At 53.1% G+C, this 18,562-nt stretch carries 16 protein-coding genes; 10 read left to right on the forward strand and 6 right to left on the reverse strand.

The features are described 5' to 3' along the window. Window positions 1-152 precede the first annotated feature (152 nt). Complete coding sequence (cirA, locus tag WB237_RS01665) at window positions 153-2,123, forward strand: catecholate siderophore receptor CirA (RefSeq protein ID WP_336209691.1); 1,971 nt, start codon at window positions 153-155, stop codon at window positions 2,121-2,123. A gap of 103 nt (window positions 2,124-2,226) precedes the next feature. On the opposite strand, the gene fghA is transcribed toward cirA, so the two are convergent. Further along, window positions 2,227-3,054 carry an S-formylglutathione hydrolase gene (gene fghA / locus WB237_RS01670; protein WP_336209693.1) on the reverse strand — a complete coding sequence of 276 codons (828 nt, stop codon included), beginning with the start codon at window positions 3,052-3,054 and terminating at the stop codon, window positions 2,227-2,229. A gap of 138 nt (window positions 3,055-3,192) precedes the next feature. Here fghA and WB237_RS01675 point away from each other — a divergent pair, with 138 nt between their 5' ends. From WB237_RS01675 to mglC, 7 genes are all read left to right on the forward strand, one after another. Next, a complete protein-coding gene (locus tag WB237_RS01675) occupies window positions 3,193-4,341 on the forward strand; it encodes a YbfB/YjiJ family MFS transporter (protein ID WP_049008202.1) in 1,149 nt (382 codons plus the stop codon). A 102-nt stretch (window positions 4,342-4,443) separates the two neighbouring features. Beyond that, window positions 4,444-5,112: a GTP cyclohydrolase I FolE gene (gene folE, locus WB237_RS01680; protein WP_114977709.1), complete on the forward strand. Its 669-nt coding sequence runs from the start codon at window positions 4,444-4,446 to the stop codon at window positions 5,110-5,112. 19 nt (window positions 5,113-5,131) lie between these two features. Then, window positions 5,132-6,289, forward strand: a complete 1,158-nt coding sequence (gene yeiB / locus WB237_RS01685) for a DUF418 domain-containing protein YeiB (RefSeq protein ID WP_336209698.1) — start codon at window positions 5,132-5,134, stop codon at window positions 6,287-6,289. Window positions 6,290-6,444: 155 nt separating this feature from the next. Beyond that, window positions 6,445-7,467, forward strand: a complete 1,023-nt coding sequence (gene galS, locus WB237_RS01690) for an HTH-type transcriptional regulator GalS (protein ID WP_236919727.1) — start codon at window positions 6,445-6,447, stop codon at window positions 7,465-7,467. A gap of 295 nt (window positions 7,468-7,762) precedes the next feature. Continuing rightward, window positions 7,763-8,761 carry a galactose/glucose ABC transporter substrate-binding protein MglB gene (mglB, locus tag WB237_RS01695; RefSeq protein ID WP_024908164.1) on the forward strand — a complete coding sequence of 333 codons (999 nt, stop codon included), beginning with the start codon at window positions 7,763-7,765 and terminating at the stop codon, window positions 8,759-8,761. Between the two features lie 79 nt (window positions 8,762-8,840). Next, the gene (gene mglA / locus WB237_RS01700) at window positions 8,841-10,361 is read left to right on the forward strand and encodes a galactose/methyl galactoside ABC transporter ATP-binding protein MglA (RefSeq protein WP_028016311.1); all 1,521 of its coding nucleotides are present in this window, start codon (window positions 8,841-8,843) and stop codon (window positions 10,359-10,361) included. 15 nt (window positions 10,362-10,376) lie between these two features. Continuing rightward, window positions 10,377-11,387 carry a galactose/methyl galactoside ABC transporter permease MglC gene (gene mglC, locus WB237_RS01705; RefSeq protein WP_008500921.1) on the forward strand — a complete coding sequence of 337 codons (1,011 nt, stop codon included), beginning with the start codon at window positions 10,377-10,379 and terminating at the stop codon, window positions 11,385-11,387. Window positions 11,388-11,436: 49 nt separating this feature from the next. On the opposite strand, the gene WB237_RS01710 is transcribed toward mglC, so the two are convergent. The 5 genes from WB237_RS01710 to WB237_RS01730 all read right to left on the reverse strand — a co-directional run bounded on the left by WB237_RS01710 (window position 11,437) and on the right by WB237_RS01730 (window position 15,895). Next, window positions 11,437-12,825, reverse strand: coding sequence for a glutamine synthetase family protein (locus tag WB237_RS01710; protein ID WP_336213438.1), 1,389 nt, complete (start codon window positions 12,823-12,825; stop codon window positions 11,437-11,439). Window positions 12,826-12,946: 121 nt separating this feature from the next. Further along, window positions 12,947-13,666: an outer membrane permeability protein SanA gene (gene sanA, locus WB237_RS01715; protein ID WP_014884561.1), complete on the reverse strand. Its 720-nt coding sequence runs from the start codon at window positions 13,664-13,666 to the stop codon at window positions 12,947-12,949. A gap of 127 nt (window positions 13,667-13,793) precedes the next feature. Beyond that, a complete protein-coding gene (gene cdd, locus WB237_RS01720; RefSeq protein ID WP_336209706.1) occupies window positions 13,794-14,678 on the reverse strand; it encodes a cytidine deaminase in 885 nt (294 codons plus the stop codon). 129 nt (window positions 14,679-14,807) lie between these two features. Beyond that, window positions 14,808-15,503, reverse strand: coding sequence for a CidB/LrgB family autolysis modulator (locus WB237_RS01725; protein ID WP_128347441.1), 696 nt, complete (start codon window positions 15,501-15,503; stop codon window positions 14,808-14,810). Then, window positions 15,500-15,895: a CidA/LrgA family protein gene (locus WB237_RS01730; RefSeq protein WP_049008205.1), complete on the reverse strand. Its 396-nt coding sequence runs from the start codon at window positions 15,893-15,895 to the stop codon at window positions 15,500-15,502. Before WB237_RS01730 ends, WB237_RS01725 begins: the two co-directional genes overlap by 4 nt. Before the next feature lie 167 nt (window positions 15,896-16,062). On the opposite strand from WB237_RS01730, the gene dusC reads away from it, so the two are divergent. Both dusC and mdtQ read left to right on the forward strand, forming a co-directional pair. Then, on the forward strand, window positions 16,063-16,995 hold the full coding sequence (gene dusC, locus WB237_RS01735; RefSeq protein WP_049008206.1) for a tRNA dihydrouridine(16) synthase DusC: 933 nt from the start codon (window positions 16,063-16,065) through the stop codon (window positions 16,993-16,995). Between the two features lie 145 nt (window positions 16,996-17,140). Further along, window positions 17,141-18,559, forward strand: a complete 1,419-nt coding sequence (mdtQ, locus tag WB237_RS01740; protein WP_336209711.1) for a multidrug resistance outer membrane protein MdtQ — start codon at window positions 17,141-17,143, stop codon at window positions 18,557-18,559. Window positions 18,560-18,562: the final 3 nt, after the last annotated feature.

The following is an 18,562-nucleotide window of genomic DNA, read 5'->3' on the forward strand; positions in this document are numbered from 1 at the left end:
TTTCTTAACAATTTAATTGATAATAATTATCGTTTGCTTTATCGTTATCAAAAATAAGCGTGTCACCGACCCACCGCAGATGTGGGCGGCATGGAAGACGCTGTGAGCAATGATGATTTGATTTAGTTGTATTTACCTCATGGAGATATGGAATGTTTAGGTTGAATCCCTTCGTCAGGGGAGGACTTTGTGCGTCCGCAATGTCCCTGGCACTGCCTGGTATCGCAGCGGAATCCGGAGACACAATGGTTGTAACGGCATCCGCGACGGAGCAAAACCTGAAAGACGCACCGGCAAGCATCAGCGTGATTACCCAGGAAGATTTGCAGCGCAAACCCGTTCAGAATCTGAAAGATGTGTTACGGGATGTGCCGGGCGTTCAGCTCACGAGCGAAGGGGACAACCGTAAAGGGGTAAGTATTCGCGGACTGGACAGCAGCTACACGTTAATCCTGATCGACGGCAAGCGCGTCAACTCCCGCAACGCCGTATTCCGTCATAATGATTTCGATCTCAACTGGGTGCCGGTTGACGCCATCGAACGCATCGAGGTGGTGCGCGGACCGATGTCTTCTCTTTATGGCTCCGATGCGCTGGGCGGCGTGGTGAACATTATCACCAAAAAAATCGGGCAGAAATGGACGGGCACTCTGAGCGCCGATTCAACGATTCAGGAACATCGCGATCGTGGAGACACGTATAACGGACAGTTCTATACCAGTGGTCCGCTGGTGGACGGCCTGCTGGGCCTGAAAGCCTACGGTAGCCTCGCGAAGCGTGAGAAAGACGGTCAGCAGAAATCCTCTACCACGGCGAGCGGTGAAACACCGCGCATTGAGGGCTTTACCAGCCGCGATGCCAATGTGGAGTTCGCCTGGACACCGTCTGAAAATCACGATTTTACGGCGGGCTACGGTTTCGACCGTCAGGATCGTGACTCAGATTCCCTCGACAAAAACCGCCTTGAGCGTCAGAACTACTCCCTGAGCCACAATGGTCGTTGGGGCGTCGGCAACAGCGAGCTGAAAGTTTACGGCGAGAAAGTAGATAACAAAAACCCGGGCAACAGCAATCCGATCACGTCCGAGAGTAATGCGGTGGACGGGAAATACGTGCTGCCGCTGGGCGAAATCAACCAGTTGCTGACCTTCGGCGGCGAATGGCGTCACGATAAGCTGAAAGATCCGGTCAACCTGACGGGGGGCTCCAGCAGCAGTACGTCAGCAAGCCAGTATGCCCTGTTCCTTGAAGATGAGTGGCGTCTCTTTGAACCCCTGGCGCTGACCACCGGCATCCGTATGGACGACCATGACACCTACGGTGACCACTGGAGCCCGCGTGCATACCTGGTCTACAACGCGACCGATACCGTAACGGTGAAAGGGGGTTGGGCAACAGCGTTTAAAGCGCCGTCGCTGCTGCAGCTCAGCCCGGACTGGGTCACCGGCTCGTGCCGCGGTGCCTGCGAGATTGTCGGTAATCCGGATCTGAAACCTGAAACCAGCGAGAGCTTCGAATTCGGTCTGTACTACAGCGGGGAAGAGGGCTGGTTAGAGGGCGTACAGGCTAGCGTCACCACCTTCCAGAATAATGTGGATGACCGCATCAGCATCAACCGTACCGCCAATGTTAAACAGGCGCAGAGTTACCCTAACTACGTTGGTCTGAATGCGGACGGTGAGCCTATTTTCCGTTATTACAACGTCAACAAGGCGCGCATCCGTGGGGTGGAGACCGAGCTGAAATTCCCGCTGGCGGAAGACTGGAAAGTGACGCTGAACTACACCTATAACGATGGTCGTGACATCAGCAATGGCGGCAACAAACCGCTGTCCGATCTGCCGTTCCACACTGCCAACGGTACCGTTGACTGGAAAGCGACCCAGGACTGGTCGTTCTATGTTCAGGGTAACTACACCGGTGAGAAACGCGCGCTAACCAGCAGTGCACCAACACCGGGTGGCTATGTGATCTGGAATACGGGTGCGGCGTGGCAGGCGACGAAAAGCGTGAAGCTGCGCGCGGGTGTACAGAACTTGCTGGATAAAGACCTGAGCCGTGACGATTACAGCTACACGGAAGATGGCCGTCGCTACTTTGTCGGCGTGGATTATAAGTTCTGATTCAGCCATGTGCCGGGTGGCGGCTGCGCCTTACCCGGCCTACATAAGGGCACAGGCCCGTAGGCCCGGTAAGCGCAGCGCCACCGGGCAAAACAGGCGGTGCTTATGCAAATAAATGCTCCGCATGGAAGCGGAGATGATCCTCAATAAAGGACGCGATGAAGTAATAACTATGGTCATATCCCGGCTGAATGCGTAGCGTCAGTGGCCAGTCCTTCTGGCGTGCGGCTTCTGCCAGTACCGCAGGTTGTAACTGCCCGGCGAGGAACTGATCGGCATCACCCTGATCGATAAGCGTTGGAATAGCGTCTTCGGTCTTGCTGGCCAGCATCAGTGCGCAGCTATCCCACGCCAGCCATTTTTCCGCATCATCACCCAGATAATTTGCGAATGCCTTCTGGCCCCACGGCACCTGAGTTGGGTTCACAATTGGTGCAAATGCCGACACACTGACGTATTTTTCCGGGTTTTTCAACGCCATTATCAGCGCCCCGTGTCCACCCATGGAATGCCCGCTGATGGCGCAACGGTTGCTTACTGCAAACTCAGCCTGAATCAGTGCGGGCAACTCGTCACGGATGTAATCATACATCCGGTAATGGTTTGTCCAGGGTTGTTCAGTCGCGTTCAGATAGAAGCCGGCACCTTTGCCAAGGTCGTATCCTGCATCGTCAGCCACATCATCCCCACGCGGGCTGGTATCAGGCATCACCAGCGCAATACTTAGCTCAGCTGCAATGCGTTGTGCACCTGCTTTAGTGGTGAAGTTTTCGTCGTTGCAGGTCAGGCCTGAAAGCCAGAACAAAACCGGCGGATTTTCCGTCGGCGGCAGGAAAATGCTGAACGTCATGGCGCAGTTCAGGACGCTGGAGTCGTGCCGCCAGCGCTGCTGTCGACCTTCAAAACAACGGTGCTCTTCGAGCAGTTCCATGCAAGGCTCCTTAATGAGAATGCGTATTCATAAAAACCATAATACAGCCTTTTCATTGACCTGTGAGTAACTTTCACTTTCGCCAGACGACGAGATGCTGCATCATAAATTTACTTTTTTTTAACAATTGGAGCGGTCATGGCGCTGCGTATTGCGCTCAGTGGGTTTGTCGTGCTGGTGGTGGCGATGGGGATAGGGCGTTTTGCTTTTACACCTCAGGTACCATTGATGATTGCCGCCGGGCAGCTCACGCTAACCAGCGCGGGCCTGGTGGCGGCGATGAATTATCTGGGCTATCTGGTGGGCGCATGGGATGCAATGCGTGCGCATCGCTTCGTTGAAACACGCCTCTGGCTTGGTATCACTGGCGCGGTCGCGCTGACGCTGCTCTCCGCCGCGGCGGATAACGCCATCGTGCACGGACTGCTGCGCTTTGTGATTGGCTGCATGAGCGGCTGGTCTATGGTGTTGATTGCGGCATGGACAAACGAACGTCTGGGGCAGTTGGGCAAACCGGGCCTGAGTGCTGCCGTATTTGCCGGGCCAGGCGCGGGCATTGCCCTGAGCGGGCTACTCGCCGTCTATATCCAGGCGAAATCCCTCTCGGCCGGAGCCGCATGGCAAATCTACGGTGTGCTGGCGCTGGTACTGATTGCCCTGGTGGCGCGCTACCTGCCGCGATCCGGGCAGCTCCATCGACCAGGTACCGCGCCAGAGCCGCTGGTGCTGACGGCGGATTTAAAGCGCCTGGTCTGGAGCTACAGTCTGGCCGGGTTTGGTTATATTCTTCCGGCAACCTTTCTATCGCAAATGGCAGCAGTGCGTTTTCCCGGCAGCCTGTTTGCCCAGTTTGTCTGGCCGATTTTTGGTATCGCTGCTGTGGTGGGCATTGCGCTTAGCATTCTATTGCGCCACACCTCAACGGCTAACCGCAGGCTGGCTATTGTGCTGTGGTTGCAGGGTGCTGGTGTGCTGGCGGCCTGGCTGCTGCCGGGGATTGGCGGGTTGCTGACGGGGGGACTGCTGGTCGGCGGCGGCTTTTTGTGTGCCGTGCAACTCTCTCTTTTATACGGTCGCGAGCTGGCACCAAACCACACGCGTTATATGGCAGGCCTGCTCACCACGGGTTACGCCATTGGTCAATTGATTGGTCCGATGACCTCGGCGTTATCAACCTGGCTTACCCATCGACTGGAGCCTGCGCTGGGGTTAGCGGGTATCGCGTTGTTTGTTGGCGGTGCCCTGGTCTGGAATCGTCACGCCGAAAGGCAACAGCAATTGCAATAATTATCGTCGTGAATACTGGATTATGTGCGCGGCCTCACGCACAATGAGCGCATACTTTTGCCACAACGAGGGCAAAAGACGCCACACCTGCAGGAGAACAAAATGTCATCACTCAGTAAAGAAGCTGCCCTGGTCCACGAAGCCCTGGTTGCGCGCGGTCTTGAAACGCCGCTGCGTCCGCCCGTTCAGGAAATGGACAATGAAACCCGCAAGCGTCTGATTGCCGGTCATATGACCGAGATCATGGAGCTGCTGAATCTCGATCTGAGTGACGACAGTCTGATGGAGACGCCGCACCGCATCGCGAAAATGTACGTCGACGAAATTTTCTCAGGCCTGGATTACGCCAACTTCCCGAAAATCACCGTCATCGAAAATAAAATGAAAGTGGATGAGATGGTAACGGTACGTGACATCACGCTGACCAGCACCTGTGAACACCACTTCGTGACTATCGACGGTAAAGCAACCGTGGCATATATCCCAAAAGATACGGTGATTGGTCTGTCGAAGATTAACCGCATCGTGCAATTCTTTGCTCAGCGTCCACAGGTACAGGAGCGTCTGACGCAGCAGATCCTGACCGCGCTGCAAACGTTGCTGGGCACCAATAACGTAGCTGTCTCTATCGACGCGGTTCACTACTGCGTGAAAGCGCGCGGCGTGCGTGATGCCACCAGTGCGACCACCACCACGTCGCTGGGCGGTCTGTTTAAATCGAGCCAGAACACCCGCCAGGAGTTCCTGCGCGCAGTGCGTCACCACAACTAAGTCTTACAGGGCAGGGACCATGGAGCGAAACGTCACGCTCGATTTTGTTCGCGGCGTCGCCATTCTCGGTATCCTGCTGCTTAATATCAGCGCCTTCGGTCTGCCGAAGGCGGCTTATCTCAACCCAGCCTGGTATGGCGACATCACGCGCAGCGATGCCTGGACGTGGGCAATCCTCGATCTCTTTGCACAGGTTAAATTCCTCACCCTGTTTGCCCTGCTGTTTGGCGCTGGTCTGCAACTGCTTCTTAAACGCGGTACGCGCTGGATCCAGTCGCGCCTGACGCTGCTGGTTCTCCTCGGCTTTATCCACGGCCTGTTTTTCTGGGACGGCGATATTCTTCTTGCGTATGGGTTAGTCGGGCTCATTTGCTGGCGTCTGATTCGCGATGCGCACAGCGTAAAAAGCCTGTTTAACACCGGCGTGATGCTCTATGTCATGGGGCTTGGGGTACTTTTACTCCTGGGGATGATCTCTGGCGAAGCAACAAACCGTTCCTGGATCCCGGATGCCGCTAACCTCCAGTACGAGCAATACTGGAAGCTGAAAGGTGGCACGGAGGCGATAAGCAACCGTGCGGATATGTTGGGTGATAATCTGCTTGCGCTGGGGGCGCAATATGGCTGGCAACTGGCGGGGATGATGCTGATGGGAGCGTCATTGATGCGCACCGGCTGGCTGAAAGGCGAATTCAGCCTGCGACACTATCGTCGCACGGGGGCCGGGCTGGTCCTGTTTGGCGTGCTGATCAACCTTCCGGCGGTGATTGCGCAGTGGCACCTCCACTGGGATTACCGCTGGTGTGCTTTCCTCCTTCAGGTACCGCGCGAACTGAGCGCGCCGTTCCAGACCATCGGTTATGCGGCGCTGATCTATGGCTTCTGGCCAACGCTTTCTCGCCTGTGGATTGTTAGCGCCATCGCCTGTGTGGGTCGTATGGCATTGAGCAATTACATTCTGCAGACCCTGATATGCACTACACTTTTCTATCGCTTTGGTCTGTTTATGAAATTCGACCGTCTGGCGCTACTGGCGTTTGTTATTCCGGTCTGGGTGGTTAACCTGGCGTTTTCTGTTATCTGGCTACGTTATTTCCGCCAGGGCCCGCTGGAGTGGATGTGGCGTCAGTTAACCGCACTTGCTTCAGGGATATCATTAAGAAACACATCCAGATAACGATCTGGATCACAATCATTAACAAAACGGATGTAAGCGTTTTCATCTGTGTGAGCTTCTTCACGTAGTCCCCTTTCTCTCGCTGCCAAAATAGCCACCTTGCTAAACACAGGGGGTGTCTGTGAGTTGCTGCAATCCTTTGAAGGATGGTGAATATGATCACCATTCGTGACGTCGCCCGTCAGGCGGGTGTTTCCGTGGCTACCGTCTCGCGCGTGCTGAATAACAGCGCGCTTGTCAGCCCTGAAACCCGCGAAACTGTAATGAAAGCCGTGACCCAGCTCGGGTACCGGCCAAATGCCAATGCCCAGGCGCTTGCGACGCAGGTCAGCGACACCATCGGCGTGGTGGTCATGGATGTCTCGGATGCCTTTTTCGGCGCGCTGGTGAAAGCGGTAGATGTGGTCGCCCAGCAGCATCAGAAATATGTGTTGATAGGTAACAGTTACCATGAGGCGGAAAAAGAACGCCATGCTATTGAAGTATTGATTCGCCAGCGCTGTAACGCCTTGATTGTCCATTCAAAAGCACTGAGCGATGAAGAGTTAACCGGTTTTATGGACCAGATCCCAGGTATGGTGTTAATCAACCGCATCCTGCCTGGTTATGCCCATCGCTGCGTAGGGCTGGATAATGTCAGCGGTGCAATGATGGCAACGAAAATGCTCATCAACAACGGGCATCAGCGGATTGGTTATCTGGCCTCGAGCCATCAAATAGAAGATGACACGTTGCGGCATGAGGGGTGGCAAAACGCCCTGAAAGATCATGGCATTACGCCATCAGAAAGCTGGGTGGGGACCGGTACACCGGACATGCAGGGCGGCGAGGCGGCGATGGTGGAGCTGCTGGGTCGTAATCTGCAACTGTCTGCAGTGTTTGCCTATAACGACAGCATGGCGGCAGGGGCACTGACAGCGCTGAAAGATAACGGCATTGCGGTGCCACAGCATTTATCGCTGATTGGCTTTGATGATATCCCGATCGCCCGTTACACCGACCCACAGCTGACAACGGTGCGCTATCCCATTGCCTCCATGGCAAAACTGGCGACTGAGCTAGCGTTACAGGGGGCTGCAGGGCAGCTGGATCAAGGAGCAACACACTGTTTCATGCCGACTTTAGTACGCCGTCATTCTGTCGCTGCCCGGCAAATTGTGGTTCCGATCACTAACTGATTACATGAGGTGGTGTAACCGTTTTCAATCTGTGAGTAAATTCACAGTATCTTAACAAGGCGCTGACTATGATGTCAGCGTTTTAGGGGCTGAAACGCTATGTAACAGTGATTATTCACTTTCACTATAGCCAATGTGCCGCAAACAACGAATAAAACGCATTTCTGGAGCGTTACCGAACACGGAAGATAGAAATTTTATAAGTGAACTTCGGCGGTCAGTAACGTTTTATTAACACCCGCCTGCCGATCGTTATTCACAAGAACTACCCTGCATAAAAAAAACCGGAGATACCATGAATAAGAAGGTGTTGACCCTGTCTGCTGTAATGGCAAGCATGCTTTTTGGTGCAGCAGCGCACGCTGCGGATACCCGTATTGGTGTGACCATCTATAAATACGACGACAACTTCATGTCTGTTGTGCGTAAAGCGATTGAGAAAGATGCTAAAGCAGCGCCAGATGTTCAGCTGCTGATGAATGACTCCCAGAACGACCAGTCCAAACAGAACGACCAGATCGACGTTCTGCTGGCTAAAGGTGTGAAAGCGCTGGCAATCAACCTGGTTGACCCGGCTGCAGCAGGCACAGTTATCGAAAAAGCGCGCGGCCAGAATGTGCCAATCGTCTTCTTCAACAAAGAACCTTCCCGTAAAGCGCTGGATAGCTATGACAAAGCGTATTACGTCGGTACCGACTCCAAAGAGTCCGGCATTATTCAGGGCGATCTGATTGCTAAACACTGGGCAGCGAACCCGAACTGGGACCTGAACAAAGACGGTCAGATCCAGTTCGTTCTGCTGAAAGGCGAACCAGGCCATCCGGATGCTGAAGCCCGTACCACTTACGTTATCAAAGAGCTGAACGATAAAGGCCTGAAAACCCAGCAGCTGGCGTTAGACACCGCAATGTGGGATACCGCTCAGGCGAAAGATAAGATGGACGCGTGGCTGTCTGGCCCGAATGCTAACAAAATCGAAGTGGTTATCGCCAACAACGATGCAATGGCAATGGGTGCAGTAGAAGCGCTGAAAGCACACAACAAATCTTCCATTCCTGTATTTGGTGTGGATGCGCTGCCAGAAGCACTGGCACTGGTTAAATCGGGTGCGATGGCTGGTACCGTGCTGAACGATGCCAACAACCAGGCGAAAGCAACCTTCGATCTGGCGAAAAACCTGGCCGACGGTAAAGGCGCTGCTGATGGCACCAACTGGAAAATTGAAAACAAAATCGTTCGCGTACCTTATGTGGGCGTAGACCAGTCCAACCTGGCTGAGTTTATCGGTAAATAAGTAATTAGTACTGTCTTCACTGGGCGCAACTTGTTGCGCCCTTTTATAACGCGATATGCGAGGCCAACAAGGTATAATTATGGTCAGCACAACTACTCAGTCGTCCGGTGAATACTTGTTGGAAATGAACGGTATCAACAAGTCATTTCCCGGTGTTAAGGCACTCGATAATGTTAATTTAAAAGTTCGTCCTCACTCTATTCATGCTTTGATGGGGGAGAACGGTGCAGGTAAATCAACATTATTAAAATGTCTTTTTGGGATCTATCAAAAAGATTCTGGCAGCATTCTTTTTCAGGGGAAAGAGATCGATTTCCATTCAGCAAAAGAAGCACTGGAAAACGGTATCTCAATGGTTCACCAGGAATTAAACCTGGTGCTGCAGCGTTCAGTCATGGATAACATGTGGTTGGGGCGTTATCCAACCAAAGGCGTCTTTGTCGATCAGGACAAAATGTACCGCGACACCAAAGCGATTTTCGATGAGCTGGATATTGATATTGATCCGCGCGCCCGCGTCGGGACATTATCTGTATCTCAAATGCAGATGATCGAAATTGCCAAAGCGTTCTCCTATGATGCAAAAATTGTCATCATGGACGAACCAACATCGTCATTAACGGAAAAAGAGGTTAACCACCTTTTTACCATTATTCGTAAACTCAAAGATCGCGGCTGCGGCATTGTGTATATCTCCCATAAAATGGAAGAGATCTTCCAGCTCTGTGATGAGATTACCATTCTGCGTGACGGTCAGTGGATTGCCACTCAGCCTCTCGAAGGGCTGGACATGGACAAGATCATCGCCATGATGGTAGGTCGTTCCCTGAACCAGCGTTTCCCGGACAAAGAAAACAAGCCGGGTGAAGTGATCCTTGAGGTGCGTAACCTGACTTCACTGCGTCAGCCATCCATTCGCGATGTCTCCTTCGACTTGCATAAAGGCGAAATTCTCGGTATCGCAGGGCTGGTTGGAGCCAAACGTACCGATATCGTGGAAACCCTGTTTGGTATCCGTGAGAAAGCGGAAGGCACCATTACGCTCCATGGTAAGAAAATCAATAACCACAATGCCAACGAAGCCATTAATAATGGTTTTGCGCTGGTGACGGAAGAGCGTCGTTCTACCGGTATTTACGCTTATCTGGATATTAACTTTAACTCGTTAATTTCGAATATTCGTAACTATAAAAACAAAGTTGGTCTGCTGGATAACTCCCGCATGAAAAGCGATACCCAATGGGTAATTGACTCCATGCGTGTTAAAACACCTGGCCACCGCACACAAATTGGTTCGCTTTCGGGCGGTAATCAGCAGAAAGTTATTATCGGTCGTTGGTTATTAACTCAGCCAGAAATTCTGATGCTGGATGAACCGACCCGCGGTATTGACGTTGGTGCGAAATTCGAAATATATCAACTGATTGCTGAGCTGGCGAAAAAGAATAAAGGGATCATTATTATTTCTTCCGAAATGCCGGAATTGTTAGGGATCACAGACCGTATTCTGGTTATGAGCAATGGTCTCGTTGCCGGTATTGTTGACACCAAAACGACAACGCAAAACGAAATTTTGCGTTTAGCGTCTTTGCACCTTTAAGATCAGGGGCTCCTCATGAGTGCGTTAAATAAAAAAAGTTTTCTCACTTACCTGAAAGAAGGCGGTATTTACGTTGTTCTTTTAGTCCTGCTGGCTATCATCATTTTCCAGGACCCTACGTTCTTAAGTCTGCTGAACCTGAGTAACATTCTGACCCAGTCATCCGTGCGTATTATCATCGCGTTGGGCGTGGCGGGGCTGATTGTGACCCAGGGTACTGACCTTTCCGCAGGGCGTCAGGTTGGCCTTGCGGCGGTTATTGCGGCCACCCTGTTGCAGTCGATGGAAAACGCCAACAAAGTGTTCCCGGAAATGGCAACCATGCCGATTTTCGTGGTGATCCTGATTGTCTGTGCCATTGGCGCGGTGATTGGTCTGATTAACGGCATCATTATCGCTTACCTGAACGTGACGCCATTCATCACCACGTTAGGTACGATGATCATCGTTTACGGTATCAACTCCCTGTACTACGATTTCGTCGGTGCGTCTCCAATTTCTGGTTTCGACAGCGGCTTCTCGACCTTTACGCAAGGGTTTATCGCGCTGGGCAGCTTCCGCCTGTCGTATATCACCTTCTATGCGCTGATTGCGGTGGCCTTCGTCTGGATCCTGTGGAACAAAACCCGTTTCGGTAAGAACATCTTCGCTATCGGTGGTAACCCGGAAGCGGCGAAAGTCTCCGGCGTAAACGTTGCTCTGAACCTGCTCATCATCTATGCCCTGTCTGGTGTGTTCTACGCCTTCGGCGGGATGCTGGAAGCGGGCCGTATCGGCTCTGCAACCAACAACCTCGGTTTCATGTATGAGCTGGATGCGATCGCAGCCTGTGTGGTGGGTGGCGTCTCCTTCAGCGGTGGCGTAGGTACTGTGCTCGGCGTGGTGACCGGTGTGATTATCTTCACCGTGATCAACTACGGTCTGACCTACATCGGTGTGAACCCGTACTGGCAGTACATCATCAAAGGCGCCATCATCATCTTCGCGGTTGCGCTGGATTCCCTGAAGTACGCACGTAAAAAATAATGCCTTTTTGCGTCACCCGGCCCGCTCATTGAGCGGGCTTTTTTATTCCTCACGCCAGATTCGACTCTTCTTTGGTCACGATGCTCTCAAACCAGTCGAGTTCAGCAAGCTTGCAGGCGATCCACTGTTCGGAAAAAGCCTCGCCCAGGCTGTTGGTGAGATACTGACAGCGGGCAAATGTCTCAATGGCTTCCTGCTGAAACAGCGGCAGAACCGGGTCATCCTGCTGCGGTTCTGGTAAATCTACTTCGTCGATGTTTTCCAGCCCGTACAGCATCCCGGTCAGGATGGTGGCTGCTACCAGATATGGATTCGCATCAGCCCCGGCCAGTCGGTACTCAATACGACGGTTGTTCTCATCAGAGCAGGGAATGCGCAGTGCAGCGGAGCGGGTGTTATAACCCCAGGAGTTAAATAAGGGTTCTGTCAGGTTTTTACGCAGTCGGCGGAACGCGTTGACGCCCGGAGCAATCACGGCAATAGAGGCAGGCATTAGTGCAAGCTGGCCCGCGATGCATAAACGCATCATGCTATTAAGCTCATTTCCTGGTGAGGCAAAGACGTTTTTGCCGTGGCTATCGTTCAGACTGAAGTGGAAATGCAGGCCGCTGCCGGACTGCTGACTGAACGGTTTTGCCATAAAACTGGCCTGAAGGCCATGCTGTTCAGCCACGTGTCGGGTCAGACGTCGTAGTGCCAGCACGTTATCACATACTTCAACGACACGATGGCTATGCTTCAGGTTTAACTCGAACTGGCCGGGTTCAGCTTCTGCCACGATCCCGGTCAGAGGGATGCGTTGAAGTTGAGCTAGCTGTTCCAGCTCGTCAAACAGCGCTGCGTGCGCTGTCGAGGTATCCATATGAAAGCAGCCCTGATTCTGTGGATCCAGTGTTTCACGGCCCGTCAGGTAGAACTCAATTTCCGGGGCAATCACCGGGAATAGCCCGTGCTGGTGGAAACGGGCCAGGACATTTTGCAGTATCACCCGTGGTTCAAACGGGCAGGGCTGGTCGTTGCTGTCTTTCATCGTCAGCAGGATCTGCGCGTTGTGCTGTGGCTCTTGCGCAGAAGGGCACAGGGAACCGGCGATGGGGACGCACAGCCGGTCTGGCTCATCATGAAGCGGGGTGGAAATTTTGCCTTTCTGGCCCATGGAATAGACGGAGAGAGGAAAATAACAGCCTTTTTCTAGCGTCAGCATGCTTTCCACTGAGAGCCGCTTACCGCGCATAATGCCATTGATATCGTTCAGGTAAACATCAATATGTTTTGTTTGCGGATAACGCTCCAGATAATCCGTGACCTCCATCGGGATACTGTGCTGCATCGCCTCAATTTTTTCATCCAGCCAGAGGCCTGAATTGAGCGCCGTCGGGAGAGATAAGCCCGGGAAGTTAAAATACGGACGGAGACTTTTCAGGAAAAACGCGTTCATGATTGAGTTCATAGTCATTCTTCAATGAAGCCATAGCGGCAGTGAACTCAGCGTAAAAGAGCCAGCGTAAAGGCGGGATAAAAAGCGTCAGGCCCGGCGTAAAGAAAGTATAAAGGTGACGCTATTTTTTCTCTTTTTTCTGCATATCAAGCAGTTGTTCAGGTGTGACGGCCGGGTAACCCTGCGCATCTTCCGGCACTTCATGCATCGCCGGGATCGGCACCAGCGGGCCTAAAAAACGCGGTTCGCGTTTGAAAATGTACAGGTCTGCCAGCGCGCCAAAACGGGCACCAAACTCGCGAACACGCACGCTCAGCATATCTTTTGGTGACGGTACCGCGTAGCACTGCGCCTGTATGCCCATATGCAGGGCGATAAACAGCGCGCGCTCGCAGTGGAAGCGCTGGGTTATGATGATGAAGTCGTTGGTGTCGAAGACTTTACGCGTGCGCACGATGGAGTCCAGGGTGCGGAACCCGGCGTAATCGAGCACGATATCCGCAGGGTCGACGCCAGCGGCAATCAAATCCTTACGCATCGTCACCGGTTCGTTATAGCTTTGCAGGGCATTATCACCGCTTAACAGCAGGTAATTCACTTTGCCACTGTTGTAGGCGTTCAGTGCGCCCTGAATTCGGTAACGGTAGTACTGATTGATCACACCGGTGCGGTAATACTTGGCCGTACCGAGTACCACACCCACCTGGCGGTAGGGCAGGTCCTGCAGGTCATCAAAAATATAGGGGGCGGTTTTCCAGCTCATCCAGCGATCGAGGCCCAGCACGATCAACAGCAGTATGCCGACCAGGACAGACAGGCTGTAAAAAACGCGCTTTAACATGCAGATGGCTCGTTCCGAAGATGAAATTTAACTCAGGCTACTTTACCCGCCTGGTTAGCGCAAGAAACAGCGACTCAACTGAGGGGTTTTTCAGCAACGCGGCGGGCATTTCTGCCCGCCGGAAGGATTACGCGAGGAGTACGCGGTCGATTGTTGTGCAGCCCAGCGCTTTTAACGTGGCAGCGGTGGCATCCCACTGAATCAGTGGCGCATCGGCAATTTCTGCCAGAATGGCGCGCTGAATATCCGGATAGTCATAGCCGTTCAGGCTCAGCAGGTTGAGTGCGCCCTGCAGCGGTGGCAGCGTTGGGTTAAAGGCGGCGTTTTCGGCATAGCTGCCGCTAAAGATACGACCATCCCGACACTGTAGTGCGACACCGCTCGGGGATTTGCTGTATGGCGTGTGGCTTTTGTTGGCAGCGCGAATGGCTGCCTGGGCCAGGTCATCACCGGACAGGGCAAAACCGTGGTCCTGTTCGTCCATCAGCAGTGTTTTGATCTCAAGATCTTTCGGGCCAAAGGCATCAGGCAGGTAATCCCCCAGCGTATGCGGTGCGCGGCCAGGCAGGTTAATGCGCAGTTGCAGCCCGCTGTTCAGCTCATTCATAAACTGACGGCAGTGACCACACGGTGTGTAGTTAACGGTGATGGCGTTCAGCGCTTTTTCACCGCGCAGCCATGCATGGCTGATGGCGCTCTGCTCAGCGTGAACAGTCTGTTGCATGGTCGCGCCCAGAAACTCCATATTACCGCCGAAGTACCATGTCCCGCTGATACCGCGTGCAATGGCCCCGACGTTGAAGTGGGAGAGGTCAGCACGCGCACAGGCGGCAGCCAGTGGCAGCAGAGCAAAAGCCAGCGCGTCTTCGTCCAGTCCCGTTGCCTGTTTCAGCATCGTGACCTGCTCCGCCGTCAGCAGGGAGGGGAAATGCTCATCCGCCAGAATCGGGGTCAGAGCGGTTTGCAAATTCTCGGCAAGCTGGGCGAAAGCAGCTTGAAAACGTGGATGCATTGCGTTTGCCTCATAAAGGTTAATGGATCGGTAGTTTACGGAGCCGATAGGGCTTTATATGTGATCCAGCTCTCAATATGTATGCAACTTATGAAATCAAAATGAAATTTGCGCGACGCATCGCAAATTTTAGCCCATTACCGCCAGAATCAGCGGGAAAATGAACGGGGCCAGCAGGGAGGTGATGATCCCGCAGATGACCAGCGCCAGTGAGCTAAACGCCCCTTCCTGATAATCCAGTTCTGCACAGCGGGCTGTCCCCAGTGCGTGCGATGCGGTCCCCATTGCCAGGCCCCGCGCAGCTTTGGTATGAATGCGCATGCCATTGAGCAGAGTATGTCCAAACACAGCACCCAAAATACCAACGAAAATCACACACATGGCGCTGATGGCTGGAATCCCTCCAAGGCTACCGCCCACCGCCATCGCAATTGGCGTGGTGACAGATTTTGGCAGGATGGAGGCCGCGATTTGTGGGGACGCTCCCATCAACAGCGCTACCGACGTCCCGGTGATCATTGCCACCAGGCTACCCACAAAGCAGATCGTAATGATGGACTTCCAGCGAGCGCGGATCTGGTGAAGTTGCTCATATAAAGGAAAGGCGAGTGCCACAACGGCGGGCTGTAGCAAATCATTCAAAATTTTGCTGCCGGCAAAATAGCGTTCGTAAGGAATGCCGGTGAGAAGCAGGAATGGAATAATCACCACCATGGCCACCAGCAGTGGATTCAGCAGCGGCATTTTGAAACGTGCGGCAAGTTTGCGTGCGGCGAAGAACACCACCAGCGTTAACGGTAGCGACCACCAGATATTGGCTATCATTTTTTTGTTTTCTCCCCGACAACTTTACGTTCGCCATGCACCAGATGAGAGCTCCAGCTCACGACCAGGAAAACCACCAACGTACTGACCGCACAGGAGACAACGATCGGGCCGAACTGGGCTTTAAGCAAATCAAAATACTGCATGACCCCGACGCCAATAGGCACGAAAAGCAGCGCCATATAGCGAATAAGGACGAAGCAGCCAGGGTTGACCCACTTAGCGGGTAGAATTTGCAACGCCAGTAAAACAAACAGGATTAGCATACCGATAATGCTACCGGGGATCGTGATGGGCAGCAGCGACGCGATGAAAATCCCGGCATACAGGCAGGCATAAATCAGGACGAATGCACGCAGATATTGCCAGATAATGTTCAATGATTTGCTCATGAAGAAAGTCCTTGCTGAAACGCATTCATCATACAATTAAACCTGAAAATGTGCCATGGATCACATCATGAATTTTGAGCATACCAGACATTCCAGAATGGAACGTCGGGCTTTCCACATACATACAGAGCAGATACTATAGCGCGTCTTTTTTCACAGGTACTGATATGCGTGTTTTACTGGCCCCAATGGAAGGCGTGCTCGACTCTCTCGTGCGCGAGCTTCTGACCGAGGTGAACGACTACGATCTCTGCGTGACGGAGTTTCTGCGCGTGGTCGATATGTTGTTGCCAGTAAAATCCTTCTACCGACTTTGCCCCGAGCTGCACAACCAGAGCCGTACCTCCTCCGGCACGCTGGTACGTATTCAGCTGCTCGGCCAGTACCCCGAATGGCTGGCGGAAAACGCCGCCCGGGCGGTTGAGCTGGGCTCCTACGGGGTGGATCTCAACTGCGGCTGTCCGTCGAAGCTGGTGAACGGCAGCGGCGGTGGGGCGACACTGCTGAAAGATCCAGAACTCATTTACCGCGGTGCGAAGGCGATGCGTGAAGCTGTGCCTGCGCATTTGCCGGTGACGGTAAAGGTGCGTCTGGGCTGGGACAGCGACGCCAGGCAGTTTGAAATTGCCGATGCTGTACAGCAGGCCGGTGCCACGGAGCTGGTGGTGCATGGTCGCACCAAAGAAGATGGCTACAAAGCCGAGCGTATTAACTGGCAGGCGATCGGTGAGATCCGTAAAAGGCTGACTATTCCTGTTATCGCCAACGGTGAAATCTGGGATTACGAGAGCGCGCAGGCATGTCTGAAAGAGACAGGCTGCAATGCGGTGATGATCGGCCGCGGCGCGCTTAACGTACCTAACCTCAGCCGGGTGGTAAAATATAACGAACCGCGAATGCCGTGGGCAGACGTCGTCACGCTGCTGCAAAAATACAGTCGTCTGGAAAAACAGGGTGACACCGGGCTATATCATGTCGCGCGAATTAAACAGTGGCTGAGTTATTTGCGCAAAGAATATAGCGAGGCGTTGGGGCTGTTTCAGGAGATCCGCACACTACAAACGTCTGGTGATATTGCGCGGGTTATTCAATCAAAATAATAAATATGAATATATAATTAATTCATTTAGTGAATATTTTTCCAATTATGTAAATGTATAACAATGTCCCCATTGCCACGCATTCCTAAAAAAATAAACAGCATTAAGCGTAATTTTCGCCTTTATTTTTTGAGTGTGTGGCGTAATGAAACGTTTTCTTATTTTATCTCTGAGTCTCCCCCTTGCTTTTATTCTGGTGGCCTGCGCGCCGGAACATACCACGGTCTCTCCCCTGAATACGCAATCAGTAACAGCGTCGGTTAATACAACACTCCATCCTTCAGCATGGCCGAAAAATGAGTGGTGGAAAGACTATAACGATCCTGAGCTTAATTCGCTGATTGCCAAAGCGCTGAATGACGCCCCGGATATGCAAATCGCCCGCCAGCGTATTACGCTTGCCGAGGCTCAGGCAAAAGCCACAATGGCTGCCGACGGTCCGCAAATTGATTTTTCAGCTGATGCAGAACGCCAGAAAATGTCTGCTGAAGGGCTCATGGGACCCTTTGCGATTACCGACCCGGCGGCAGGTACTACCGGGCCGTGGTACACCAACGGCACCTTTGGGCTGACCGCGGGCTGGGATCTCGATCTGTGGGGGAAAAATCGCGCGCAGGTTGAAGCCCGTATAGGCCGATTGAATGCGCAAAAAGCGGAGCTGGAGCAAACCCGACAACTGCTGGCCAGCAGCGTGGCCCGGCTCTACTGGGAGTGGCAAACTCAGGCCGCAGTGCAGGATGTCCTCGTCCAGATCAAACATGAACAGGACAATATTATTGGCGCAGACCTCGAATTGTATCAGCACGGGATCACCTCTTCTGTGGAAGGGGTCGAAACGGATATCAATGCCAGCAAAACCGAAGAGAACCTGGCAGAAGTTAACGGGAAGATGAAAGCCGTTGAGGCGCGTCTGGTTGCGCTAACGAATTCCTCCTCTGTGACGCTTTCGCGGCATGCGCTGCCGACGGTCGATGCCTCTCTACCGTCAACGCTGGGGTATGAACTGCTGGCGCGTCGACCGGATCTTCAGGAGGCACACTGGTATATCGAAGCCTCCATGAGCGAGGTGGAGGCGGCCAGAGCGGCTTTTTATCCTGATGTGAATCTGATGGCATTCTTACAGCAGGATGCGCTCCACCTGAGCGACCTGTTCCGTTCTTCAGCGCAGCAGATGGGGGTGACAGCGGGGCTGACACTGCCGATTTTCGACAGCGGTAGACTGAATGCGAACCTTGATATCGCCCAGGCGCAAAATAATCTCTCGGTCGCCAGTTACAACAAAGCGGTGGTGGAGGCGGTTAATCAGGTGGCACGTACAGCCAGTGAAGTCGAAACCCTGATGGCGAAAAATCGCCAACAGCTGCAGGTCGAAAATGATGCGGCGCGGGTTGTGGCCCTGGCGCAGGCACGTTTTAATGCGGGTATCATCGCGGGTTCACGGGTCAGTGAAGCCAGAATACCGGCACTCAAAGAACACCTCGCCGGGTTGATGCTGAAAGGTCAGTATATCGACGCCACGTTGCAGCTGACGTCGGCACTGGGTGGCGGTTATCATCATAGCTGAAAG

Origin of the sequence: Enterobacter sp. P82 (assembly GCF_037053385.1) — a bacterium.
Taxonomy (GTDB): domain Bacteria; phylum Pseudomonadota; class Gammaproteobacteria; order Enterobacterales; family Enterobacteriaceae; genus Enterobacter.

Bases quoted from the DNA above. Each gene is read 5' to 3' on its own strand.
- cirA (WP_336209691.1), top strand. From the start codon at position 153: ATGTTTAGGTTGAATCCCTTCGTCAGGGGAGGACTTTGTGCGTCCGCA.
- fghA (WP_336209693.1), bottom strand. From the start codon at position 3,054: ATGGAACTGCTCGAAGAGCACCGTTGTTTTGAAGGTCGACAGCAGCGC.
- WB237_RS01675 (WP_049008202.1), top strand. From the start codon at position 3,193: ATGGCGCTGCGTATTGCGCTCAGTGGGTTTGTCGTGCTGGTGGTGGCG.
- folE (WP_114977709.1), top strand. From the start codon at position 4,444: ATGTCATCACTCAGTAAAGAAGCTGCCCTGGTCCACGAAGCCCTGGTT.
- yeiB (WP_336209698.1), top strand. From the start codon at position 5,132: ATGGAGCGAAACGTCACGCTCGATTTTGTTCGCGGCGTCGCCATTCTC.
- galS (WP_236919727.1), top strand. From the start codon at position 6,445: ATGATCACCATTCGTGACGTCGCCCGTCAGGCGGGTGTTTCCGTGGCT.
- mglB (WP_024908164.1), top strand. From the start codon at position 7,763: ATGAATAAGAAGGTGTTGACCCTGTCTGCTGTAATGGCAAGCATGCTT.
- mglA (WP_028016311.1), top strand. From the start codon at position 8,841: ATGGTCAGCACAACTACTCAGTCGTCCGGTGAATACTTGTTGGAAATG.
- mglC (WP_008500921.1), top strand. From the start codon at position 10,377: ATGAGTGCGTTAAATAAAAAAAGTTTTCTCACTTACCTGAAAGAAGGC.
- WB237_RS01710 (WP_336213438.1), bottom strand. From the start codon at position 12,825: ATGAACGCGTTTTTCCTGAAAAGTCTCCGTCCGTATTTTAACTTCCCG.
- sanA (WP_014884561.1), bottom strand. From the start codon at position 13,666: ATGTTAAAGCGCGTTTTTTACAGCCTGTCTGTCCTGGTCGGCATACTG.
- cdd (WP_336209706.1), bottom strand. From the start codon at position 14,678: ATGCATCCACGTTTTCAAGCTGCTTTCGCCCAGCTTGCCGAGAATTTG.
- WB237_RS01725 (WP_128347441.1), bottom strand. From the start codon at position 15,503: ATGATAGCCAATATCTGGTGGTCGCTACCGTTAACGCTGGTGGTGTTC.
- WB237_RS01730 (WP_049008205.1), bottom strand. From the start codon at position 15,895: ATGAGCAAATCATTGAACATTATCTGGCAATATCTGCGTGCATTCGTC.
- dusC (WP_049008206.1), top strand. From the start codon at position 16,063: ATGCGTGTTTTACTGGCCCCAATGGAAGGCGTGCTCGACTCTCTCGTG.
- mdtQ (WP_336209711.1), top strand. From the start codon at position 17,141: ATGAAACGTTTTCTTATTTTATCTCTGAGTCTCCCCCTTGCTTTTATT.